The sequence below is a fragment of the Pseudomonas sp. LBUM920 genome (genome assembly GCF_003852315.1).
GTDB lineage: Bacteria > Pseudomonadota > Gammaproteobacteria > Pseudomonadales > Pseudomonadaceae > Aquipseudomonas.
On record NZ_CP027762.1, the window covers coordinates 4,435,893 to 4,453,559 of the forward strand.

General features: G+C 59.5%; 21 protein-coding genes, 1 pseudogene and 1 riboswitch. Of the genes and pseudogenes, 10 read left to right on the plus strand and 12 right to left on the minus strand.

The features are described 5' to 3' along the window. Window positions 1-42 precede the first annotated feature (42 nt). From C4J83_RS20475 to C4J83_RS20485, 3 genes are read right to left on the minus strand one after another with little or no spacing between them, the layout of a single operon-like run. A complete protein-coding gene (locus C4J83_RS20475; protein WP_106576662.1) occupies window positions 43-1,062 on the minus strand; it encodes a sensor histidine kinase in 1,020 nt (339 codons plus the stop codon). A gap of 9 nt (window positions 1,063-1,071) precedes the next feature. After that, window positions 1,072-2,538 carry an ATPase domain-containing protein gene (locus C4J83_RS20480; RefSeq protein WP_106576661.1) on the minus strand — a complete coding sequence of 489 codons (1,467 nt, stop codon included), beginning with the start codon at window positions 2,536-2,538 and terminating at the stop codon, window positions 1,072-1,074. Continuing rightward, on the minus strand, window positions 2,535-2,969 hold the full coding sequence (locus C4J83_RS20485) for a hypothetical protein (RefSeq protein WP_218911082.1): 435 nt from the start codon (window positions 2,967-2,969) through the stop codon (window positions 2,535-2,537). The genes C4J83_RS20480 and C4J83_RS20485 overlap by 4 nt, the downstream gene beginning before the upstream one ends. A gap of 111 nt (window positions 2,970-3,080) precedes the next feature. Then, window positions 3,081-3,273, plus strand: a riboswitch (cobalamin riboswitch). A 116-nt stretch (window positions 3,274-3,389) separates the two neighbouring features. On the opposite strand from C4J83_RS20485, the gene C4J83_RS20490 reads away from it, so the two are divergent. The 3 genes from C4J83_RS20490 to C4J83_RS20500 are packed head-to-tail and all read left to right on the plus strand — an operon-like array spanning window position 3,390 to window position 6,162. Beyond that, window positions 3,390-4,400 (plus strand): ABC transporter substrate-binding protein, encoded by a 1,011-nt coding sequence (locus C4J83_RS20490; RefSeq protein WP_119742593.1) that lies wholly within the window; start codon window positions 3,390-3,392, stop codon window positions 4,398-4,400. Next, window positions 4,397-5,401: a FecCD family ABC transporter permease gene (locus C4J83_RS20495; protein WP_119742591.1), complete on the plus strand. Its 1,005-nt coding sequence runs from the start codon at window positions 4,397-4,399 to the stop codon at window positions 5,399-5,401. The genes C4J83_RS20490 and C4J83_RS20495 overlap by 4 nt, the downstream gene beginning before the upstream one ends. Continuing rightward, a complete protein-coding gene (locus C4J83_RS20500; protein WP_119742589.1) occupies window positions 5,398-6,162 on the plus strand; it encodes an ABC transporter ATP-binding protein in 765 nt (254 codons plus the stop codon). Before C4J83_RS20495 ends, C4J83_RS20500 begins: the two co-directional genes overlap by 4 nt. A gap of 949 nt (window positions 6,163-7,111) precedes the next feature. Here the strand turns inward: C4J83_RS20500 and C4J83_RS20510 are convergent. The 6 genes and pseudogenes from C4J83_RS20510 to C4J83_RS20535 form a co-directional block, all read right to left on the minus strand. Continuing rightward, window positions 7,112-7,620 (minus strand): annotated as a pseudogene (locus tag C4J83_RS20510) (GNAT family N-acetyltransferase). Then, window positions 7,617-7,841, minus strand: a complete 225-nt coding sequence (locus C4J83_RS20515) for a hypothetical protein (protein ID WP_106576654.1) — start codon at window positions 7,839-7,841, stop codon at window positions 7,617-7,619. The pseudogene C4J83_RS20510 and the gene C4J83_RS20515 overlap by 4 nt, the downstream one beginning before the upstream one ends. An 84-nt stretch (window positions 7,842-7,925) precedes the next feature. Then, on the minus strand, window positions 7,926-8,465 hold the full coding sequence (locus tag C4J83_RS20520; protein WP_119742585.1) for a hypothetical protein: 540 nt from the start codon (window positions 8,463-8,465) through the stop codon (window positions 7,926-7,928). A 201-nt stretch (window positions 8,466-8,666) separates the two neighbouring features. After that, on the minus strand, window positions 8,667-9,611 hold the full coding sequence (locus C4J83_RS20525) for an alpha/beta hydrolase (protein ID WP_124418049.1): 945 nt from the start codon (window positions 9,609-9,611) through the stop codon (window positions 8,667-8,669). Next, window positions 9,611-10,051, minus strand: coding sequence for a tryptophan-rich sensory protein TspO (tspO, locus tag C4J83_RS20530; RefSeq protein ID WP_124418050.1), 441 nt, complete (start codon window positions 10,049-10,051; stop codon window positions 9,611-9,613). The genes C4J83_RS20525 and tspO overlap by 1 nt, the downstream gene beginning before the upstream one ends. Window positions 10,052-10,109: 58 nt before the next feature. Then, entirely contained in the window at window positions 10,110-10,679 is a 570-nt protein-coding gene (locus C4J83_RS20535; RefSeq protein WP_124418051.1) for a nucleotidyltransferase family protein, read from the minus strand. Window positions 10,680-10,803: 124 nt separating this feature from the next. Between C4J83_RS20535 and C4J83_RS20540 the strand changes: the two genes are divergently transcribed. Beyond that, complete coding sequence (locus tag C4J83_RS20540) at window positions 10,804-11,409, plus strand: hypothetical protein (RefSeq protein WP_164487954.1); 606 nt, start codon at window positions 10,804-10,806, stop codon at window positions 11,407-11,409. Between the two features lie 756 nt (window positions 11,410-12,165). After that, a complete protein-coding gene (locus C4J83_RS30600) occupies window positions 12,166-12,405 on the plus strand; it encodes a DUF6124 family protein (RefSeq protein ID WP_157986861.1) in 240 nt (79 codons plus the stop codon). A 37-nt stretch (window positions 12,406-12,442) separates the two neighbouring features. Here C4J83_RS30600 and C4J83_RS20550 read toward each other — a convergent pair whose 3' ends face one another. Together C4J83_RS20550 and C4J83_RS20555 are read right to left on the minus strand one after the other, a co-directional pair. After that, window positions 12,443-12,742 (minus strand): 7(1) septoil knot domain-containing protein, encoded by a 300-nt coding sequence (locus C4J83_RS20550; RefSeq protein WP_017136894.1) that lies wholly within the window; start codon window positions 12,740-12,742, stop codon window positions 12,443-12,445. 75 nt (window positions 12,743-12,817) lie between these two features. Then, a complete protein-coding gene (locus C4J83_RS20555) occupies window positions 12,818-13,051 on the minus strand; it encodes a hypothetical protein (protein ID WP_106576648.1) in 234 nt (77 codons plus the stop codon). Window positions 13,052-13,298: 247 nt separating this feature from the next. Between C4J83_RS20555 and C4J83_RS20560 the strand changes: the two genes are divergently transcribed. Both C4J83_RS20560 and C4J83_RS20565 read left to right on the plus strand, forming a co-directional pair. Beyond that, window positions 13,299-13,814 (plus strand): hypothetical protein, encoded by a 516-nt coding sequence (locus C4J83_RS20560; RefSeq protein ID WP_164487955.1) that lies wholly within the window; start codon window positions 13,299-13,301, stop codon window positions 13,812-13,814. Between the two features lie 607 nt (window positions 13,815-14,421). Further along, entirely contained in the window at window positions 14,422-14,979 is a 558-nt protein-coding gene (locus tag C4J83_RS20565) for a hypothetical protein (protein WP_124418052.1), read from the plus strand. Between the two features lie 216 nt (window positions 14,980-15,195). Here C4J83_RS20565 and C4J83_RS20570 read toward each other — a convergent pair whose 3' ends face one another. Continuing rightward, the gene (locus C4J83_RS20570; RefSeq protein WP_124418053.1) at window positions 15,196-15,936 is read right to left on the minus strand and encodes a BPL-N domain-containing protein; all 741 of its coding nucleotides are present in this window, start codon (window positions 15,934-15,936) and stop codon (window positions 15,196-15,198) included. Window positions 15,937-16,061: 125 nt separating this feature from the next. Here C4J83_RS20570 and C4J83_RS20575 point away from each other — a divergent pair, with 125 nt between their 5' ends. The 3 genes from C4J83_RS20575 (at window position 16,062) to C4J83_RS20585 (ending at window position 17,630) form a co-directional block, all read left to right on the plus strand. Next, window positions 16,062-16,517, plus strand: a complete 456-nt coding sequence (locus tag C4J83_RS20575) for a VOC family protein (protein ID WP_124418054.1) — start codon at window positions 16,062-16,064, stop codon at window positions 16,515-16,517. A gap of 66 nt (window positions 16,518-16,583) precedes the next feature. Next, entirely contained in the window at window positions 16,584-17,210 is a 627-nt protein-coding gene (locus tag C4J83_RS20580; RefSeq protein WP_124418055.1) for a LysE family translocator, read from the plus strand. Window positions 17,211-17,219: 9 nt separating this feature from the next. Then, window positions 17,220-17,630 (plus strand): hypothetical protein, encoded by a 411-nt coding sequence (locus tag C4J83_RS20585; RefSeq protein ID WP_124418056.1) that lies wholly within the window; start codon window positions 17,220-17,222, stop codon window positions 17,628-17,630. The last annotated feature ends 37 nt before the right edge of the window (window positions 17,631-17,667 follow it).

The window sequence follows — 17,667 nt, forward strand, 5'->3', positions numbered from 1 at the left end:
CGGTCGCAGGCATAAACCTTATGCCGGGCAGGAATACACGAGTCAGCCGTTCAACAACGGCAGCGTCACCACAAACTCACTGCCCTTGCCCTTGCCCGCGCTTTTGGCGGTGACCTTGCCGCCATGTGCTTCAACCAGCTCGCGCACCACCGTGAGCCCGATCCCCAAGCCCGAGCCGTTGAAGCCGATGGCGTGTTCATCCTGCACGTAAGGGTCAAAGATCAGCGGCAGTGCCTTGGCTGAAACGCCGATGCCGTTGTCACAAATGCTGATCCTCAGCGCGTCCGTCGCGGTCACAGACAGCACAATCGAGCCACCCACCGGCGTGTACTTGGCCGCGTTGGCCAGCAGGTTGTGCAGAATCTGCGCAAGGCGCCCGGGGTCTGCGCTCACCATCAGTTGGCCGTCAGGCAGGTGGGCATCAAATTGCTGTCTTTTCGCCCGCATCACCGGGCCGCAGGCATCAATGGCACTTCTAAGGATCTGCAGCATGTCCACATCGCGTCGATCGATGCGCAGCTTGCCGGTGCTGACGCGGGACACGTCCAGCAAGTCGTCGACCAACTGTGAAATATGCTGCACCTGACCTTCAATCAGCGCACGCATGCGCGGCAGCTGGTCGCTGGGCATGCGAACCATGCGCTCGGCGATCATGCTGATCGGCGTCAATGGGTTGCGCAGCTCATGCGCCACCATCGCCAGGATGCTTTTCTGCTGACTCAACGCGCGCTCGGCCGTGGCCTGCAGGTCTTGCGCACTGAGGGCCGCGATCACCAACTGCGCATTCGCCTCGCGAAGCTCCTGGTACAGGCGTTGTTCCTCCATGGGCGGCGGGCTGGCGGCGTCCGACTGCGCAAGGAGGATCGCCAGCACCAACTGCTGGTTAGCTTCAATCACCTGCTCGACGTGCTGGGTATCCACCAGACGGCTGCTGGCGTCAGTCAGTTGCTGCTGCAGCGCCGCGAGCGCCGCACGCGCCTCAACGGTTTTTTGGCCAATGAGGAACAGCTCGTGAGCCGCCGTGGTCAGCTCACTTTCATGCTTGCCGTCGCCGCCACTCATGAGTCGGGCTCACACATGTTTGGTTTTCGCCGAAACCTGCCGGGTCGGGTGCCCACCCAGCAACCCTTCCTGCTCCGGCAGCATGTCGCGAATCTGCAGGCCGTTATCGTCGATGTGGTACTGGCGCAGTTGGTCGGAGTGGGCGCTGGCGCGCACCTTGACCACGGCCATGATGCGCAGTAACCGGCTCTGCACCTCGATATAGCGCTGCACGATGATCGCGTCGGTCAGAAACGCCGTGCCATAAGGGCTGAAGCGCAGGTCGGTGTAACGGTCTTCGAGCTCCGAGGTCATCAACACGCTGACCCCAACGGCAGTCAGCGCCGTCACCATGCGTGACAGCGACTCGCGAAAATCCGCACGGAAGGTAGGCGCCAACGCCAGTTCAAAGCCTGACAGCGAGTCAATCACTACACGGGTGGCGTTCAACCGGCTGATTTCACCGAGCAGCAGCTGCACGATTTCGTCGATGGACAGGTCCGGCGCGCGGCTGTCCACCAGGCCCACTTTCCCGCTCTTGATCAACTCGGCCAATTGCGGGTTCTGCGAATGGTTGGGCCGTTGCTCGAACGCCGCAATCACCCCGGTTTCGCCGTTGCGCGCGCCTTCAGCGAGGAAGGTCGCCGCCAGGATGCTCTTGCCCGAGCCGGACGGGCCGGCCACCAATAGCGAATAACCCCGAGGCAGGCCGCCGCCGAGCATCTCATCGAGCGCCGGCACGCCCATTTTCAGACGGGTGATCGGGAACGTCGACGGCGCTTCAACCAGACGGTTGACGGCGGCCGGCGGGAACACCTTGACCCCCGAGGTGGCAATACGAAAGGTGTGCAACCCCGGCAACGTCGGTTGGCCGCGCATCTTCATGATTTCCATCTTGCGCACCATCGAATTGCGCTCAACGCTCTGGCGCAGCCAGATCAGGCCATCGGCCACGGTGAAAATCGGATTGGTGTCGGTCTCGGTGAAGTATTCGCCGATCAGGAAGGTGGTCGCCTGCCACGTGGTCATCAACATGCCCAATTGCTGGATGAACTGCGGCAGGTTGTTGTTCGGGTTGTGCTGGGTCTGGCTGGCCAGCACCACGGAGCGGAACGAATCGACAAACACCAGCGACGGCGAATGCGCCTCGACCTCGCTGACAATGCGCCGCAGTACCTCGTCCAGGTCGCCCGCCAGGGTGTCGTCGGCCAGGTTGATATAACGAATCGACCGGTTAATGGCAGCGTCGTCGAAAAAATCGAATTGCTGCTGGTAGCGCAGCATCTTCAGCGGCGGCTCACCGAGCACGGTAAAGAACAGCGCCGGGCGCTCCGGCGTGGCCAGGGCGAACATCATCTGGTGCGCGAGGGTGGTTTTGCCGCAGCCTGGCGGGCCGGCGATCAGGTTGAACGAAAACTCCGGCAGGCCACCGCCCAGGACCTCGTCCAGTCCTGGCACACCCGTGGCCAGACGGTTGATAGTCACTTTGGTGCTCATGGCGAAATTTCCTGCGAAGAGGTGTCGCTCGAAGAAGGCTGCCACACGCCAACCAGCAGACGTGCGGTGAGTGAAGGCCCGATCAGCGTGGTCAGAAGCTCGTAGAGGGTAGTCAGCAACACCTCACCGAAAAACAGCGCATCGGTTTCGTTCTGCTCGACGAGTACGGATTTGAGGGCAATCAAGTCCATCGCGGCCGGCACCCTGTCATAGGTGGCGGCCAGGCGTGGATGGGTCGAGACGCACAGATGGAAGCTGCGACGGTACAGCGCGGCAACGCCTTGCTGGCCGATGATGGGCGCCAGTGCTGCGCCCACATCCTGCAAAATCGAAACAACTGCCGCGGCGATGCTTGCAGTGTCAGCCTGCGGACCAACACGGTGCGCCAGAGAAGCTACGATCCGGCGGCTCTCTTCGCTAAGCGTGGGCATGTCTGACTAATATCTGATGAACAGAGACCGATGGTACACCCTATATCCGGAGATAGAGACCCCGGCGGCCTGCCAATTGCGCATGGACAGGCTCCCCCTTGCGGGCATGATCGACTACCATAACGCGCCGGTTCCCACACGGGACTAATAGGGAATCCGAAGCGCGTTCATTGCGCCAATCGGAACTGCCCCCGCAACTGTAGGTGCTGAGCCTGCTCCACATCGCCACTGGACATTGCCCGGGAAGGCCGGAGCGTGGCGACGACGCATCAGTCAGGAGACCTGCCGGCCCAGCAAAATCACTAACCGGCGGGGTGTCCGGGAAGTACCTCCGCGCCCTGCGATGCCCGCAGCGCTACAGGGTGTATTTCCGAGCCGTACCTCCCCAGTTCCACGTACGGTTTACCCGGAGATTGCCCGATGCTGCCACGCGTTACTGCCCTGATCACCGCCCTGGGCTTTTGTGCCCTGGCCCAAGCGGCGCCCACTCACTACCCGCTGACGGTGCAGAACTGCGGCAGCACCTTGACCTTTGAGCAGGCGCCTGCGCGCACGGTGACCATCGGCCAGGCCGCCACCGAAATGCTCTACGCCCTGGGCGTCGGCGACAAAGTGGTCGGCACCTCGCTGTGGTTCAACAACGTATTGCCACAATACAAGGCGCAGAACGACGCCATTGAGCGCCTGGCCAACAACGAACCCAGCTTCGAAGCGGTGATCGCCAAGCGCCCGCAGCTGGTGGCCGCCGAGCTGGAATGGGTGGTGGGCCCGCAAGGTGTGGTCGGCACCCGCGAGCAGTTTCACGAGCTGAAAATCCCCACCTACCTGCTGCCCTCCGACTGCGAAGCCAAGGACAACCTGGTGGGCGCCGACGGCACGCGGCTGGAGCCGTTTCGCGTCGAGACCGTCTATAAGAGCATCAGCCAACTGGCCGAGATTTTTGACGTACAGGCGCGCGGCCAACAATTGAACGACGAACTCAAGGCGCGCTTGGCCAAATCCATCGCCACCGCCCACAGCAAAGGCCTCAAGCAGGCCAGCGCATTGGTGTGGTTCTCCAGCTCGGAAATGGCCAGCGACCCATACGTGGCCGGCCACAAGGGCGTGCCCGAATTCATGCTCCAAACCCTGGGCCTGCACAACGTGGTGCAGTCCGATGAAGAGTGGCCCGCCGTCGGCTGGGAGACCATCGCCAAGGCCAACCCGACCTTCCTGGTGATCGCGCGCATGGACCGGCGCCGCTACCCCGCCGACGACCATGAAAAGAAACTCGCGTTCCTGCGCAGTGACCCGGTGACGCGCAACATGGACGCGGTGAAAAACAACCGCATCATCATCCTCGACGCCCTGGCATTGCAGGCCAGCGTGCGCACGTTCGATGGCCTGGAACAGCTGGCCGGCGCCATCGACGGCTACGACCTGCGCAAATGATGCGTACCCTTCTCGCCCTGGCGCTGCTGTTGCTCGCCGTGCTCGCCGGCGTGGCCATCGGCGAAACCGCCATCGCGCCGCAGGTGGTGTTGCAGGTGCTTGCCAACAAACTGTGGGCAGCCGGTTACGTGCTCGACCCGATCGACGAAGGCGTGGTGTGGAACTACCGCCTGACCCGCGCCCTGGTCGCCGCCGCGTGCGGTGCCGGGTTGGCCACGTGCGGGGTGATCTTGCAGTCGTTGTTGCGTAACCCGTTGGCCGATCCTTATCTGCTGGGCATCAGCGCCGGCGCCTCGACCGGCGCGGTATTGGTGGCACTGATCGGCGTCGGCGGCGGGCTGGTTTCGCTGTCGGCAGGCGCGTTTGTCGGCGCCATGGCGGCCTTTGCGCTGGTGATTCTGCTGGCGCGCGCCAGCGGCTCGGCGAGCGGCACCGGCCAGATCATCCTCGCCGGCATCGCCGGGTCACAGCTGTTCAACGCCCTCACGGCGTTCCTGATCACCAAGTCCGCCAGCTCCGAGCAGGCACGCGGCATTATGTTCTGGCTGCTGGGCAACCTCAGCGGGGTGCGCTGGCCGTCGGTGTGGCTGGCGGTGCCGGTGACCGTCGCAGGCCTGGCGGTGTGCCTGTGGCACCGCCGCGCGCTGGACGCGTTCACCTTCGGCACCGACTCGGCGGCCTCGCTGGGCATTCCAGTGCGCCGGGTGCAGTTTGTGCTGGTGGGCTGCGCGGCGCTGGTGACGGCGGTGATGGTGTCGATTGTCGGCTCCATTGGCTTTGTCGGGCTGGTGATTCCGCATGCGGTGCGCCTGCTGGTCGGTACCGGGCATTCACGGCTGCTGCCGGCCAGCGCCTTGGGCGGCGCGCTGTTTTTGATCGCCGCCGACGTGCTCTCGCGCACGCTGATCAAGGGCCAGGTGATTCCGGTCGGCGTGGTCACCGCGCTGGTCGGCGCGCCGGTGTTTGCGCTGATCCTGATCGGCCGGAGAAATGCGCGATGACGGTGCTCAGTTGCACGGGCCTGGGGTTCAAAGTGCGCGATGCCGAGTTGCTGCGCGATATCCACTTGGACGTTCAGCAAGGTGAAACCTTGGGCATTGTCGGGCCGAACGGTTCCGGCAAGTCCACCCTGCTCAAACTGCTGGCCGGTTTGCGTGCACCGGCGTCCGGTGAAGTGCTGTTGGGCGGCCAGCACTTGGGCCGCCTATCCCGGCGCGCCATCGCGCAGCAACTGGCCGTGGTGGAGCAGCAGGCTGATACCGACGATGCCATCCGCGTGTTCGACGCCGTGGCGCTGGGCCGCACGCCCTGGCTGTCGGCGCTGAGCCCGTGGTCTGACGAAGACGACGCCATTGTGGGTCAGGCGCTGCACGACGTAGACGCCACCCACCTGAGCAAACGCGCGTGGCGCAGCCTCTCCGGTGGCGAACGCCAACGCGTGCACATCGCCCGCGCCCTGGCGCAACGGCCGCAGATTCTGTTGCTGGATGAGCCGACCAATCACCTGGATATCCAGCATCAACTGGCGATCTTGAAGGGCGTGCAGGCCCTGCCGGTGACCACCTTGATTGCGCTGCATGACCTCAACCAGGCACTGACCTGCGATCGCCTGGCCGTGCTGGACCGCGGGCGGCTGGTGGCGCTGGGCCCGCCACTGGAGGTGCTGACGCCGCAGCGATTGCAAGAGACATTCGGGGTACAGGCGCACTACCTGACAGACCCATTTGACGGCGCGCAGATCCTGCGGTTGCGCTCGAACTGATGAGCTGACCGCGGCTCCTAACAACACCACCAATCAACTGTGGGAACTGGCTTGCCTGCGAGGGCGGTGTGTCAGTGGCATGTCAGTCGGCAGACCCGCCGCCTTCGCGGGCAAGCCCGCTCCCACAGTTTGACCGAGTACAGACCGCCACCACCGCACTGCTTTTGCTTTTCTGTGGGAGCTGGCTTGCCTGCGATGGCGGTGTGTCAGTGACATGTCAGTCGGCTGACCTGCCGCCTTCGCGGGCAAGCCCGCTCCCACAGTTTGACCGCGCTCATCTGCCAGTGCCGCACTGCTTTGCCTTTCTGTGGGAGCTGGCTTGCCTGCGATGGCGGTGTGTCAGAGGCATGTCAGTCGGCTGACCTGCCGCCTTCGCGGGCAAGCCCGCTCCCACAGTTTGACCGCGTTCATCTGCCAGTGCCGCACCGCTTTGCCTTTCTGTGGGAGCTGGCTTGCCTGCGATGCAGGCACCTCGGTGTATCAGGTACACCGGGTTGATGCCATCGCAGGCAAGCCAGCTCCCACCCTTGATTGAGTTCAGCGTCCAACATCAGGTCGGCTGTCAGGCCGCCTCGCCTTCGCTTTTGATCTAACCACTCAGGTCGGCTACCAGGCCGCCGTGCTCTGCTTTTGATCTTGATCTGCTTTTGATTTTGATCTTAGGCGCCCCGTTAAACCACGCTGGCCGAACACAGGTTTTGGAGCGTGGGTAAACCGGCAGGACGCCGGTTTAGCCGTGTTGGGCCATGGATGGCCCATCGCGGCGGCCCCACGGTCCAAAGCCTGCGTGAGGGCACACCGAGCCTAAGCGAGGTGCCGAGTGGTGGGGCAAGAGCCCTTTGGTTACTTTGGGGCTTTTCCAAAGTGACCCGCCGTAAGGGCGGAACCCCTCTCAGCCCCCCCAATCACGGATATCCACTCAGCCCCCCAAAAAACCCAGCCGCCAGCGCTACAGCGACCGCTGCATATGCGTCGTCCGCCAAACCGGATCCGCCTCGACATCAACAATCTCAAACCCCTGCCGAAGCCAAAAATCAATCGCCCCAGCAAGAAACGGATGAGTATGCAGGTAAACCATCTCCACCCCCTCCCCCCGCGCCTTCGCCTCCAGCGCGCCGTACAACTCACCCGCCAACCCGAATCGGCGCGACGTCGGCGCGACGTCGGCGCCACAAACAGGCGTACCACCTCCACCGTCTTGAGGCCCTGGTAATTCAACTGGGAGAAGCGCCCGTCGTAGTGCACATAGCCGATGGCCGCAACAATCCGGCCATCGACGCGGGCGATCAAAAACTGGCCGTCGCCATGAACATACACCGCTTCAAATCGCGCCAGATCATCCGGCATGCCGGCTGCGCTGAGCTTGGGGAAAAGCTCGCTGCGAGCCTCAAGGACAAAGTCCAGCACTGCTGGAATGTCGTCGCAGGTCACATCCTGAATGACCGGTCGCTCGTTCATACAACCCTGATCTGACTGATCCCTACCACCTGCGCCTGCTCCAGAATCTCCTCAGGCGTCGCATCCGCAGGCGGCAGGATCAACCCATTCTCCGCATCGCCAAAATGCAATTGCAGTAAATGCATCGCCGCCTCGTGCAGGGGCAGTTCAGGCTGTTTGAGTTCAAACACGTGGGTGCGGGGCTCGTCGTTGAACAGGTAGTTCAGGGTGTATTCGCGCATGGTGAGGTCCTGATGAGGGAAAGGAGCAACTGATTAACCTGACTTATCGATCAGCTTTTAAGTTCCCAACCCACATGCTCAGTGTCATTTAGTCTGCACGTAGCACAAAGCAGAGCCCTTCACGCCCGACGCATGGACGCTGACATGGCGAGTGGAAAAACCTGGCTTCTCGACGAACTGCTTCTCTTGCCAACTCGCATAGACGCCGTACTGATAACCGATGGCGCCATTGGCATACCACGACACGGCGAGCTTATACACGCCCTTCTCATCGGGGGCCTGCCACAGCGTCTTGTCGATGACCGGCTTCGCCTGATTGAACGTGCGCAGGTGGAACGTGCGAGGCCCGCCGTTTGGCTCGGTAGAACTGGACAGAAACAGCGTGTCGTCCTCGGCATCGTCTTCGGCAGCCGCCAGAATCACTGCCGGCACCCACTTCTCGCCCCGGTATTCTTTTTCGATGAACACCGTGCAGTTCAACGTGCCGTCACCTGGGGTCTTCATTTTGAATTGCCGCTCGTACTGCCCGTAGGGCACATCAAACGAGAAGTTGTATTCGGCGGCTTGAACACCCGCCACCAGCAAAAATGCCGATAGCCCTACGACTGGATGGGAAATGGTCACGTGTGCGTCCTTGCGAGAGTCTGAAAATCGGGGTGTCAGAGGTTACGCGGCCTGTAGGAGAATCGGAAAGATATCACCCACTCTGTCTTCACTTTTCAGGACTTCACGCTGGAAGGCGTCGTGAGTGAAGACGAGTGTTCATGACCGCAGATCCAGATGTTGACGTCGGAAGATAAAGCGAGCGCCGTGTGGCTCGAATGGCTAATGGCTGTAATCCAATACCGCCTGGATCCTCGCCGATATCCACCCCCGACTGTAAGCAAGTACGCCATCTGCCATCGCCACCGGAAAATGAATAAACCCGTGGGCTGATTCCGGCAACAGGTGTGCCTCAACCTGCGCAGCCGCGCCCCAGCGTTCAGCCATCTGCAGCGTGTCGTCCAGCAACGGGTCGAGTTCGCCGACAAACATCAACGCTGGCGGTAACCCCGTAAGGTCGCCATACAGCGGTGACAAGGGTGGCTGCCGACGCTCCTCATCATTCAATCCCGGCGTGAGCATGCGCAGCGCTTCGACCATTCCCGGCCCGTCCAGCAACAATGTCTGCGGCCCCGCCGTGCGCACGCTCGGTGTGCCGGTCAAGTCGTATACGCCGTAGTACAACACCGCACCGCGCACACGTTTGAGCAGATCCGGCCATTGCTTAAGCGCCAGCAAGGTTGCCGCCGCCAGATGCCCACCGGCTGACTCACCCACGACAAACACCGGCAAGTCGGCAAACTCGTCACTGCTGAGCAGCCAACGCGCAGCATGCAGGCAGTCCTCCATCAGCCCCTCAACCGGCGTGTCGATCGCCAGCCGATAATCCACCGACACCACTGCCACGCCACACGCCTGCACCATGCCCAGGTTCAGGTCGTCGTCCATCTGCGCATTGCCGATCACCCAGCCACCGCCGTGGATATCCAGTACCACGCCTTTGGCTTTGCCTGCCGGCCGCAGAATACGCACGGGCACTGCGCCCACCGTGCGGGTTTCTGCCGGCGGCGCTTTCTTGAGCGTTTGGCTGACCCGCAACAGCGCCTGAATCACACGCGGCGTGACGCGGTTGCGGATTTTAAAGCGCGGCATCCAGGCAAGCTTCTTGTTGAAGTCGCGCATCTGCGCCAGCTCAGGCTCGCTGGCAGGCCAGGGTGTGTAGGCCATCAGCGGTTATTTCGCAAAATCGAGAAATTCAACGCCGCCGCCACGCTCAGCCACGCCAGGTAGGGGAACAGAATCAACCCGGTGATCAAGTCCAACCGCAACGCCATCACCACCAACGCCGCCACCACCAGCCACAGCAGCACAATCACCACCATCCCGGCGAAGAGGTTATGCGCGCCGAAAAACACCGGCGTCCACAGCGTGTTCAGCGCAATCTGCGCCGCCCACAAGCCCAGGGCCAATTGGCTACCGGGGATCATCGTCAGGCGATAGCCCGCCCACGCGAGCAGCAGGTAGATGACCGTCCAGGCCACCGGAAACAACCAATTGGGTGGGGTGAAGCTGGGTTTTACCAGGCTTTCGTACCACTGGCCGGGCTTGAAAATAACACCGGTACTGGCGGCGGCGGCGCAGGCGATGAGGAAAATCAGGAAGATCATGGGCTATCCACTCTCAGGGTTCATTTGAAGATAGGACGTATGGGGAGTCGGTAAAAGTTCACAAATCATCCGGCGCAACGATCTTCAGCCAAGGCCAGCGCGCTTGATAACTGCGAGCCTTGGCGGCGAACAACTCAGGCTCCGGGTGCAGCGGGTTAATGCGCAACACGCCCTGCTCCACATCCGCTAAGCCATAGGGCGCATACACTTCGCCCGTGTCGATCTCCAGCCCGATGCAGGTGCCGGCCACCAGGTAACGGTCCACGCCCTGTTTAGCCGAGTGCAACTGTGGATAAGGCCGACCAAAGCGCTCGCCGTACCACAGGTGCACCCGCGCCTGGTTCTTGACCTCGACGTTAACGCCCAAATCCTCAAATAAACGTTCGGCGGCGCGGATCACTTTGTCCTCAGCTTCGTAGGACAGATCCGTGTCGAAGTAAAAGACGTCGTAGTCCTTTACGCCCTGAGCCGCAGGCAAGTTTGACTGATGGTTCCATACGGCCTGGAACAGGCAGCCCGCCGTGAGCATGCACTGCTCCACACCGAGGTCGGGCAGGCGCGCGGTGATCTGGGCGTTGATGGGGTTGGCCATGGCCAGTTCGAGCAGGGTGTTGACGGTCAATGTCATGGTTAATCCTTGGCTGTTCAGCGCGGCTCAAGCCACCGACCCTACACGACTGGCGGGAGGGTTTCGTGACAGCCATATTTCTATACACTTTGCCCGCCCGCTACCAATCGTCAAGGATAAAACGATGCGAATCAGAGAAATGGCCCTCATCACCGCCGCCGCGTTGCTGCTCACCGCGTGCAGCGACAGCCCATCGGACGCCGACATTCAAGCCGCGCTGCAACCCAGGCTGGAAGGGGCTTCCTGCGTAAAGGCGGCGATGTTCAACAGCTTCCCGGTGACCTTGAGTGACAGCGTCATGAGCGGCACCTCCAGCGCCAACCAGCCGGCCTTCGATGCACTGACCAACGCCGGCCTGCTGGCCAAAAGCGACAAAACCTACACCCTCACCGACGCCGGCCGCGCCGCCTACGTGCAGCAGGAATCCGGGTTCTGCTACGCCCAGGGCTATGAAATCGCCAAGGTCCAGAACATTGCCGCCAACACCAACCCCATGGGCGCCGCCGTGGACAAATCCTGGGTGGTGACCGTCGACATTCGCCAGAAAACCATCGCCAACTGGGCCAACACCCCGGCGATTGAAAAACTGGCCCGCAACCCGGAAAACCTCTCCGAAGCGCCAAAGACCTACCACGTGGTGGTCGGGCGCTTGAAGGGCGAGCAAACGCTGAAGCTGATCGACCCACGGTTTTCGATCATGCGTGGGGTTGGGGTGAACCAGGCGTTCTAACCCGGCGCGGTGGTGGCAAGCAGGCTTGTTGTGGGTTGAAGGCCTGCTGTGGCTTGAAAGCTAGTTGTGACTTGAAGGCCTTTTGTGGCTTGAAGGCTAGTTGTGGCTTGAAGGCCTGTTGTGGATTGAAGACTTGCGGTGGCTGAAGGCCTGTTGTGGCTTGAAGACTTGTTGTGGCTTGAAAGCCTGTTGTGGATTGAAGACTTGCTGTGGCTGAAGGCCTGTTGTGGATTGAAGACTTGCTGTGGCTGAAGGCCTGTTGTGGCTTGAAGACTTCTTGTGGCGAGCAGGCTTGCCCTGCGTTGGAGTGCGCAGCGCTCCCAACCCAGCCGCCGCTGGTCCAACAGTAAAACTCGGTCGCCTGTTTGCAGGGGCCGCTTCGCACCCCAACGCAGGGCAAGCCTGCTCGCCACAAGGGAGTTTCCTCTGCCTGGGGAATTGCGAACGGCCCGCAGCACCTTGCCCCATTGCCTACGCGTGCGTCAGAATCCGCCGGCTTGTGCGCTGGGGTGGCCGTCTCTAAGGTGGCTCGGTCGCTGAATGTTCAGTGATCGGGTTTAGTAGCCCACGGTTTAACCTAACAAGTGCACAAGCTTCATCTGTCAGGCGTTCTCGTCTGTGCTTGATGGTGGCTGTGCGTAGGGCACCCTCGGGTGCGCCGGTTTTGTTAGGTTCCACCGGTCTACTAACCTGCGTACAGCCACCGCCTTTTCGTTTAGTAGCGATGAGGTTGTAGCCCAAGCAAGGAACTTAACAATGGCTAATGTCACAACAGACTCAACCACCCTCTTCACCGTCGTCCCCGACGCCAGCACCGAAACCCTCATCACCAACAGCTACGAAACCTTCACCAGCGTCAGCACCCTGCTGCTCGACCTGTCCGAAGACCTGTGCGGCAAACACCGCGACATCGCCCTGGCCATTCACCAACTGAGCGAACTGGGCGTGCTGCTCACGGCCAAATTGCTCGACCGTGAAGCGCCTTGCACTGGCTGACCAACAGCCCACCGCAGCGCCGCTGAGGGCGCTGCCTTCAATTAACCCCAGGGAACGAATCAACGTACTGAATGGTGAAGTCTGGAAAGGAGTCAACAATCTGGATCTTGTAGTCGGGGAAGCTCTCGACTGTTTTCCACTTGCCGGCCGAATCGGGAAAACTGCTCACCTGTTTTACCTTAAGGTCAGGGAAACTGTTTACCACCTTGACCTTATAGTCCGGGAAGCTACTGACGAACTTGATGTTGCCGTAAATCTTTGACACATCAACAGTCGTATCCGCTTGAGCGCCGAAGGCACACGCCAGCAGCAGTGACGCAAGAGCAACTTTGAACATGACAGCCTCATCCTGAGAAATAAAAAGGCGCCCAGTTTACCGACCTGCGCGCGCAACGTCCTGCATTGCCGGTTCTTAACCCTTCAACTCACCCGCGCGGTTACTCGCCGCATCGTCATAAGCCACATACAACGACTCGGCGATCTGGCTTTTGATGGCTTTGGTGGCTTCCAGCCCCAACACAAAGCCTTCGGCTTTGCCGCCAGCGCGGTTGAGTTCTTCGTGGGTGGAAGCGCCGGTGATGGCGTCGAGCAGCTTGATGGCGTGAGGGCCGACGCCTTTTGGGAGGGAGATTTGGTCGATGGACATGGCGATACCTTGATAAAAAAATGATCGGGAGCGCATGGACCACTGCCGGGGGACACCATGGTAGACCGGTTGGCGGGGAAAGGGGCTGCTTTCGGCCAGAAGCGGCCATTGTGCGTATCTAATAAACCAAGGGCGGTTCACCTTTAATTCAACCTGGTCAGCCGCCCATCCTTCTCACTTATTGCTTGACTCACTGTGATTGATCAGGCCTGTTAGTGCCGCCTCTACCTCCATTAATAAGGAAATTATGAAGCCTCTCTACCTGTGCTCAGTTCTGCTACTTGTAGGCTGCGCTCCAGCGCCGAAATACCTTGTGCCGGCGGGGGCGCCCCAGGCGCTGATCCGCAGCGAATTGGTCTCTATGGAAAATTATCGAAACGGCGTGACTCTGGTCGAGGCGCCTGCCATCGGCTGCAAATACGGCAGAACCGTGGCGACTGAGTCAGGGATGGGGAAGCAGTTGGTTTCCGTTTATAAGAATGTCTCGACGCCGGAGGGATTTTTCCCAATTGAAGCCGGCAAGCCGCTGCACTTGGAAATGCGCGGCGTGGCCAATGCCCATCGCTCGTGCAGCGTAGCGTTTGTCAGCGAATTTTCGCCGGGCGCACGCTATGTGATCAAGGGAGGGATTGTCGACGTCCCGGGCTCGCTGAGCCGTTGTTACATCGACATATTCAATGTCGATTCGGGCGTGCGCGTGCCCACGGCCGACGAGCCGAAAATAGAGCGCACTTGCGCGCTGGACCGGTTACCGACGCTGTAGTGGACAACTGCACCCTACCTGACCGCACTTTTGGTAGATTCCTCAGGGTCAGCCCACGTTTAAACCAATGGTGGTCTGACCCCGATTTCATATAAACGGCGGACTGAGGCACTGGCAATCATTGAGATACCCGTTGATGAACTATCAATCACGGTCAAATGGCCAACTCCCGACCCCGAGGGATGCGCACGCTTTGTTCGTGAGCTTGCTAAATGATTGAGGGCCGCAAGTAAGAGGTAAAGGGACAGATTTTTTCCTGAAAATAAATCTGCCCCTTTTACCGGAACAATAGTGGCTTCACTGACGCAAGCTCAGAACAGCTGTTCCGATTCGCAGGCATAGGTTTGGAACACAGAAAAAATCAGGACATCAAGGGTGTATCTAGAAAACTGGTGACAGGCTTGCTTTGTGACTATATTGATAGCAACCTTGCCAGCATGACTACAATGGATTTTGTTATCACCATCAAATGAATGTAATCGGGCTCAGACCACGTTTGGGCGATTGCTTAAATCGTGACCTCACCCGATTTATGCAATTTTCATATATCGCGAAAGCGGATCGCCGCTTTTTCTCAGCACATACAAAACAAAAAGGAGTAATATTAATGGAGCCAGCAGTACAGGGAGCATTGGTTGGAGCAACTGCAGCAATTATCGGAGTAGTTTCAAGTGGTGCTATTCAATGGGGTTTAAAAATCTCTGAAGAGTCACGCCGAAAACAAGAAGCTGCAGAGCTGATGATATTTTACTGCCGTCGACTTCGAAGTGTGCTTCGAAAACTCAGCATTCAACCCAGTCTCTCTAGCCATTTAGCACTAGGGATTTCAATTAATGATGACGATATTAGCGATCTAGAATACATCCTTAAAGAACTTACGACAAAAATCCCCCAACTTAATTTGATAGCTTTCGACATCAGAAGAGCATTAAAAAATATTCAAAACTATTCAAATCAATATTGGGACCTACTAGACACCCTAAAAAAAGGAGCAGGAAATCAAAAGGATCTACCCATAATTGAGTCATGGCTTATGACTGATGCACGACAAGGCAGCATCCAAGCCCACAATGCCATACAGCTTTCATTTGAACAGCTTACAAAATCGAGAAGAAAAATAGTTATTCACAAGGTTCGCCTCGATGACACATATAGCTATAAATGAGCCCTAACTCAATAGCGCAGCCAATCTCTAGCACAGAAAATGGGGGCGGACTTACTTTCAAGGAAATTAATCTGCTTCCATTTTTTACTAGTTTTTTAGATACACGTATGCTGCCTTGTGAAAAGGCACTTTTTTCATATACCTTTTGAATGTCCGTTATTGGCCGAAAACTGCCCTTTCCAACAACCCGCTACCGAACAAACGTAAATAAACACATCATTCCCCAACCCTCCCCACCAACACCCCAAACAACTCCCCCCGCGGCATCTCACTCACCGCAATCCCCGCATTCTCAAACCACGCCTTCCCCGCCTCAGGATGCGGCCCGCTCAGCACCACTACGCCCTTCTCATACCGATACCGCGCCGCCGCCACATCCCCATTGCGATAAGTCGCAATTACCGTATACGGCGCGTGCCCATCAACCTTGGGAAAATACGGCCCGTCCTGATAGAACACACTGTCCGGCTTGCCATCCCACATCACCCGCACCGCCGCGTCTTCAACCCCGCGCACTTCAAACCCCGGCCGCCCGGTTTCGGAGTCGAGGTCCTGCGGTATCAACCCAAAGTTGCTGTTGTCCGCCAGATAAGCGCCCATGCATAACCCCAGGTAGCGCCCGCCCTTGGCCACGTATTCACGAATGGCGTCCACGCGTGCATCACCAAAGCTGTCGAGTGCGGCGGGAATGTCCTGTCCGCCGCCCGGCTGAACATAGAGGTCGTAACGCGCAAGGTTTTGCGGGGTGATGTCGATGGCTTCGTCCGCACCCACAAAGTCGATCTGGTAGTTGGGGCTGAGCCGCAGCAAGGCGTTTTTGACGTTTTCGGAACAGTCATCACAGCCCGCCGGGCCACGGTAGAGGGCGACATGGGTGATGGGCGTCGCGCCTTGCGCCCATGGCGACTGCAAGGTGGCGAGGGCAAAAAACGTGACAGCGATGGCAGGCAGTTTCATGGCGGCTGGCTCAGCGAACAGTGGGTCGGGGCTGTTCAAAGCCTATATCGAACGTTTCTGTGAATACGTAAACAGTTGTAAATCGGCTAGTGTCGCCTGAACCCATATCCGCCAGAGGGCATGCAATGGAGCTGACATTCAGCCACGTCGATGTATTGGTCGAGGACCTCGAACAGGCGTGCGCGTACTACGCCAACATTTTCAACGCCAACCTCTCCACCACTCAAGTCTGGAATCGCGGCGGCTTTCATGTGCGGTATGCGGTCGTGCTGATGGGCCAGGAGCGTTTCATGCTGGTGCAGCCGCTGAGGGGTAACTTGCGCGAGCTGTTGGACGCACACGGCGAAGGGATGATTTACCGGCACTGCTACACCACGCCGGACATCGAGGTGGCCTATGCCGAGTTGGTCGCCAAGGGCGTGCAACCGGAGGATGAGAACGGCCGGCCATTGGCCCTGGAGGATCTGCAGTCGCCATCCGGCACGCGCATCATTTGGTTGCCCAAGCGATTTGGGCATTTCTCCATCGAGATTCTGGAAGAAAAAGGCTTGCAGGCATTTATGCAGGCGGCGTTTGCTTGAGCGGCGTTGCATTACCCCTCTACATGAGGATTACTGTAGGCCGTGCCTGACTCAGAGATCGCCGCCATGTTTGAACTCGCCTCCCTCGTCACCTACGTCGCCGTGGTGATCGGTCTTTTCCTGATCCCCGGCCCTTCGGTGCTGTTGGTGCTCACGCGCACGATTCAAGGCGGGCGCAAGGTGGGCATCGCCACCGGGCTGGGGGTGGCTTGCGGCGATTTGATTCACACACTGTGCGCGGCCTTGGGCCTGTCAGCGATTTTGATGACCTCGGCGGCGGCGTTTAATGCGGTGAAGTGGGCTGGTGCGGCGTATCTGATCTACCTGGGCGTGCGGGCCTTCATGGCCAAAACCGGCACGCATGCGCGCCTTGAGTTACCGGCGGTGACGCCGCGCCAGGCGTTTTTCCAGGCGATCGGGGCCGAAGTGCTGAACCCGAAAACCGCGATCTTTTTCCTGGCGTTTCTGCCGCAGTTCGTGCACCCGGAATCGGGTTCCTCGCTGGTGCAATTTGCGGTGCTGGGTTTGATTTTTTCGGTGCTCAGCGCGATTTACACGAGCTTGCTGGCGATCTCGATTCGCCCGTTGAGTCGCGGGATCAAGGGGCTGTCAACGTTGCGTCGCTGGGAAGGCAAAATCATCGGCACGCTGTTTATGGGACTGGGGCTCAAGGTGGCCTTTCAGCAGCGATAGGCAGGCGCGATGAAATTTCACGGTTTTGTACTCGGGCATATAGAGGTTGAGGTCGAAGGACGCGCCTGTGACCTGCACAATTTCTATGTCGCCAGCGACATCCATTACGCGCTGTCTGAGCGCAGGCTGTCGCTCAGGTTTACGCGACGGACCGCGGACTGGGTGCCGCCCGAAGAGCCACGGGAAATCACCATCACCTTCCATGGCGTGAGTTATTTTTCGGCCGAAGGGCGCCATGACAGCCCGATTGAGGACGACACGGTGCTTCACGCCATCGGCATTGTGGCGGCCGACGCCGAGACGGATACGTTCTACCTCTGCGACACCTTCCCCGCCGACCATCACGTGGTCGTGTGCTTCGCATCGGGGCTGACCTTGCGGCTGCACGCCGTTGAGGCGTGGTGTGACATTCAGGTCTAAGGCCTTTCACTTTGAGCTGATGGAAACACCTGGCTAA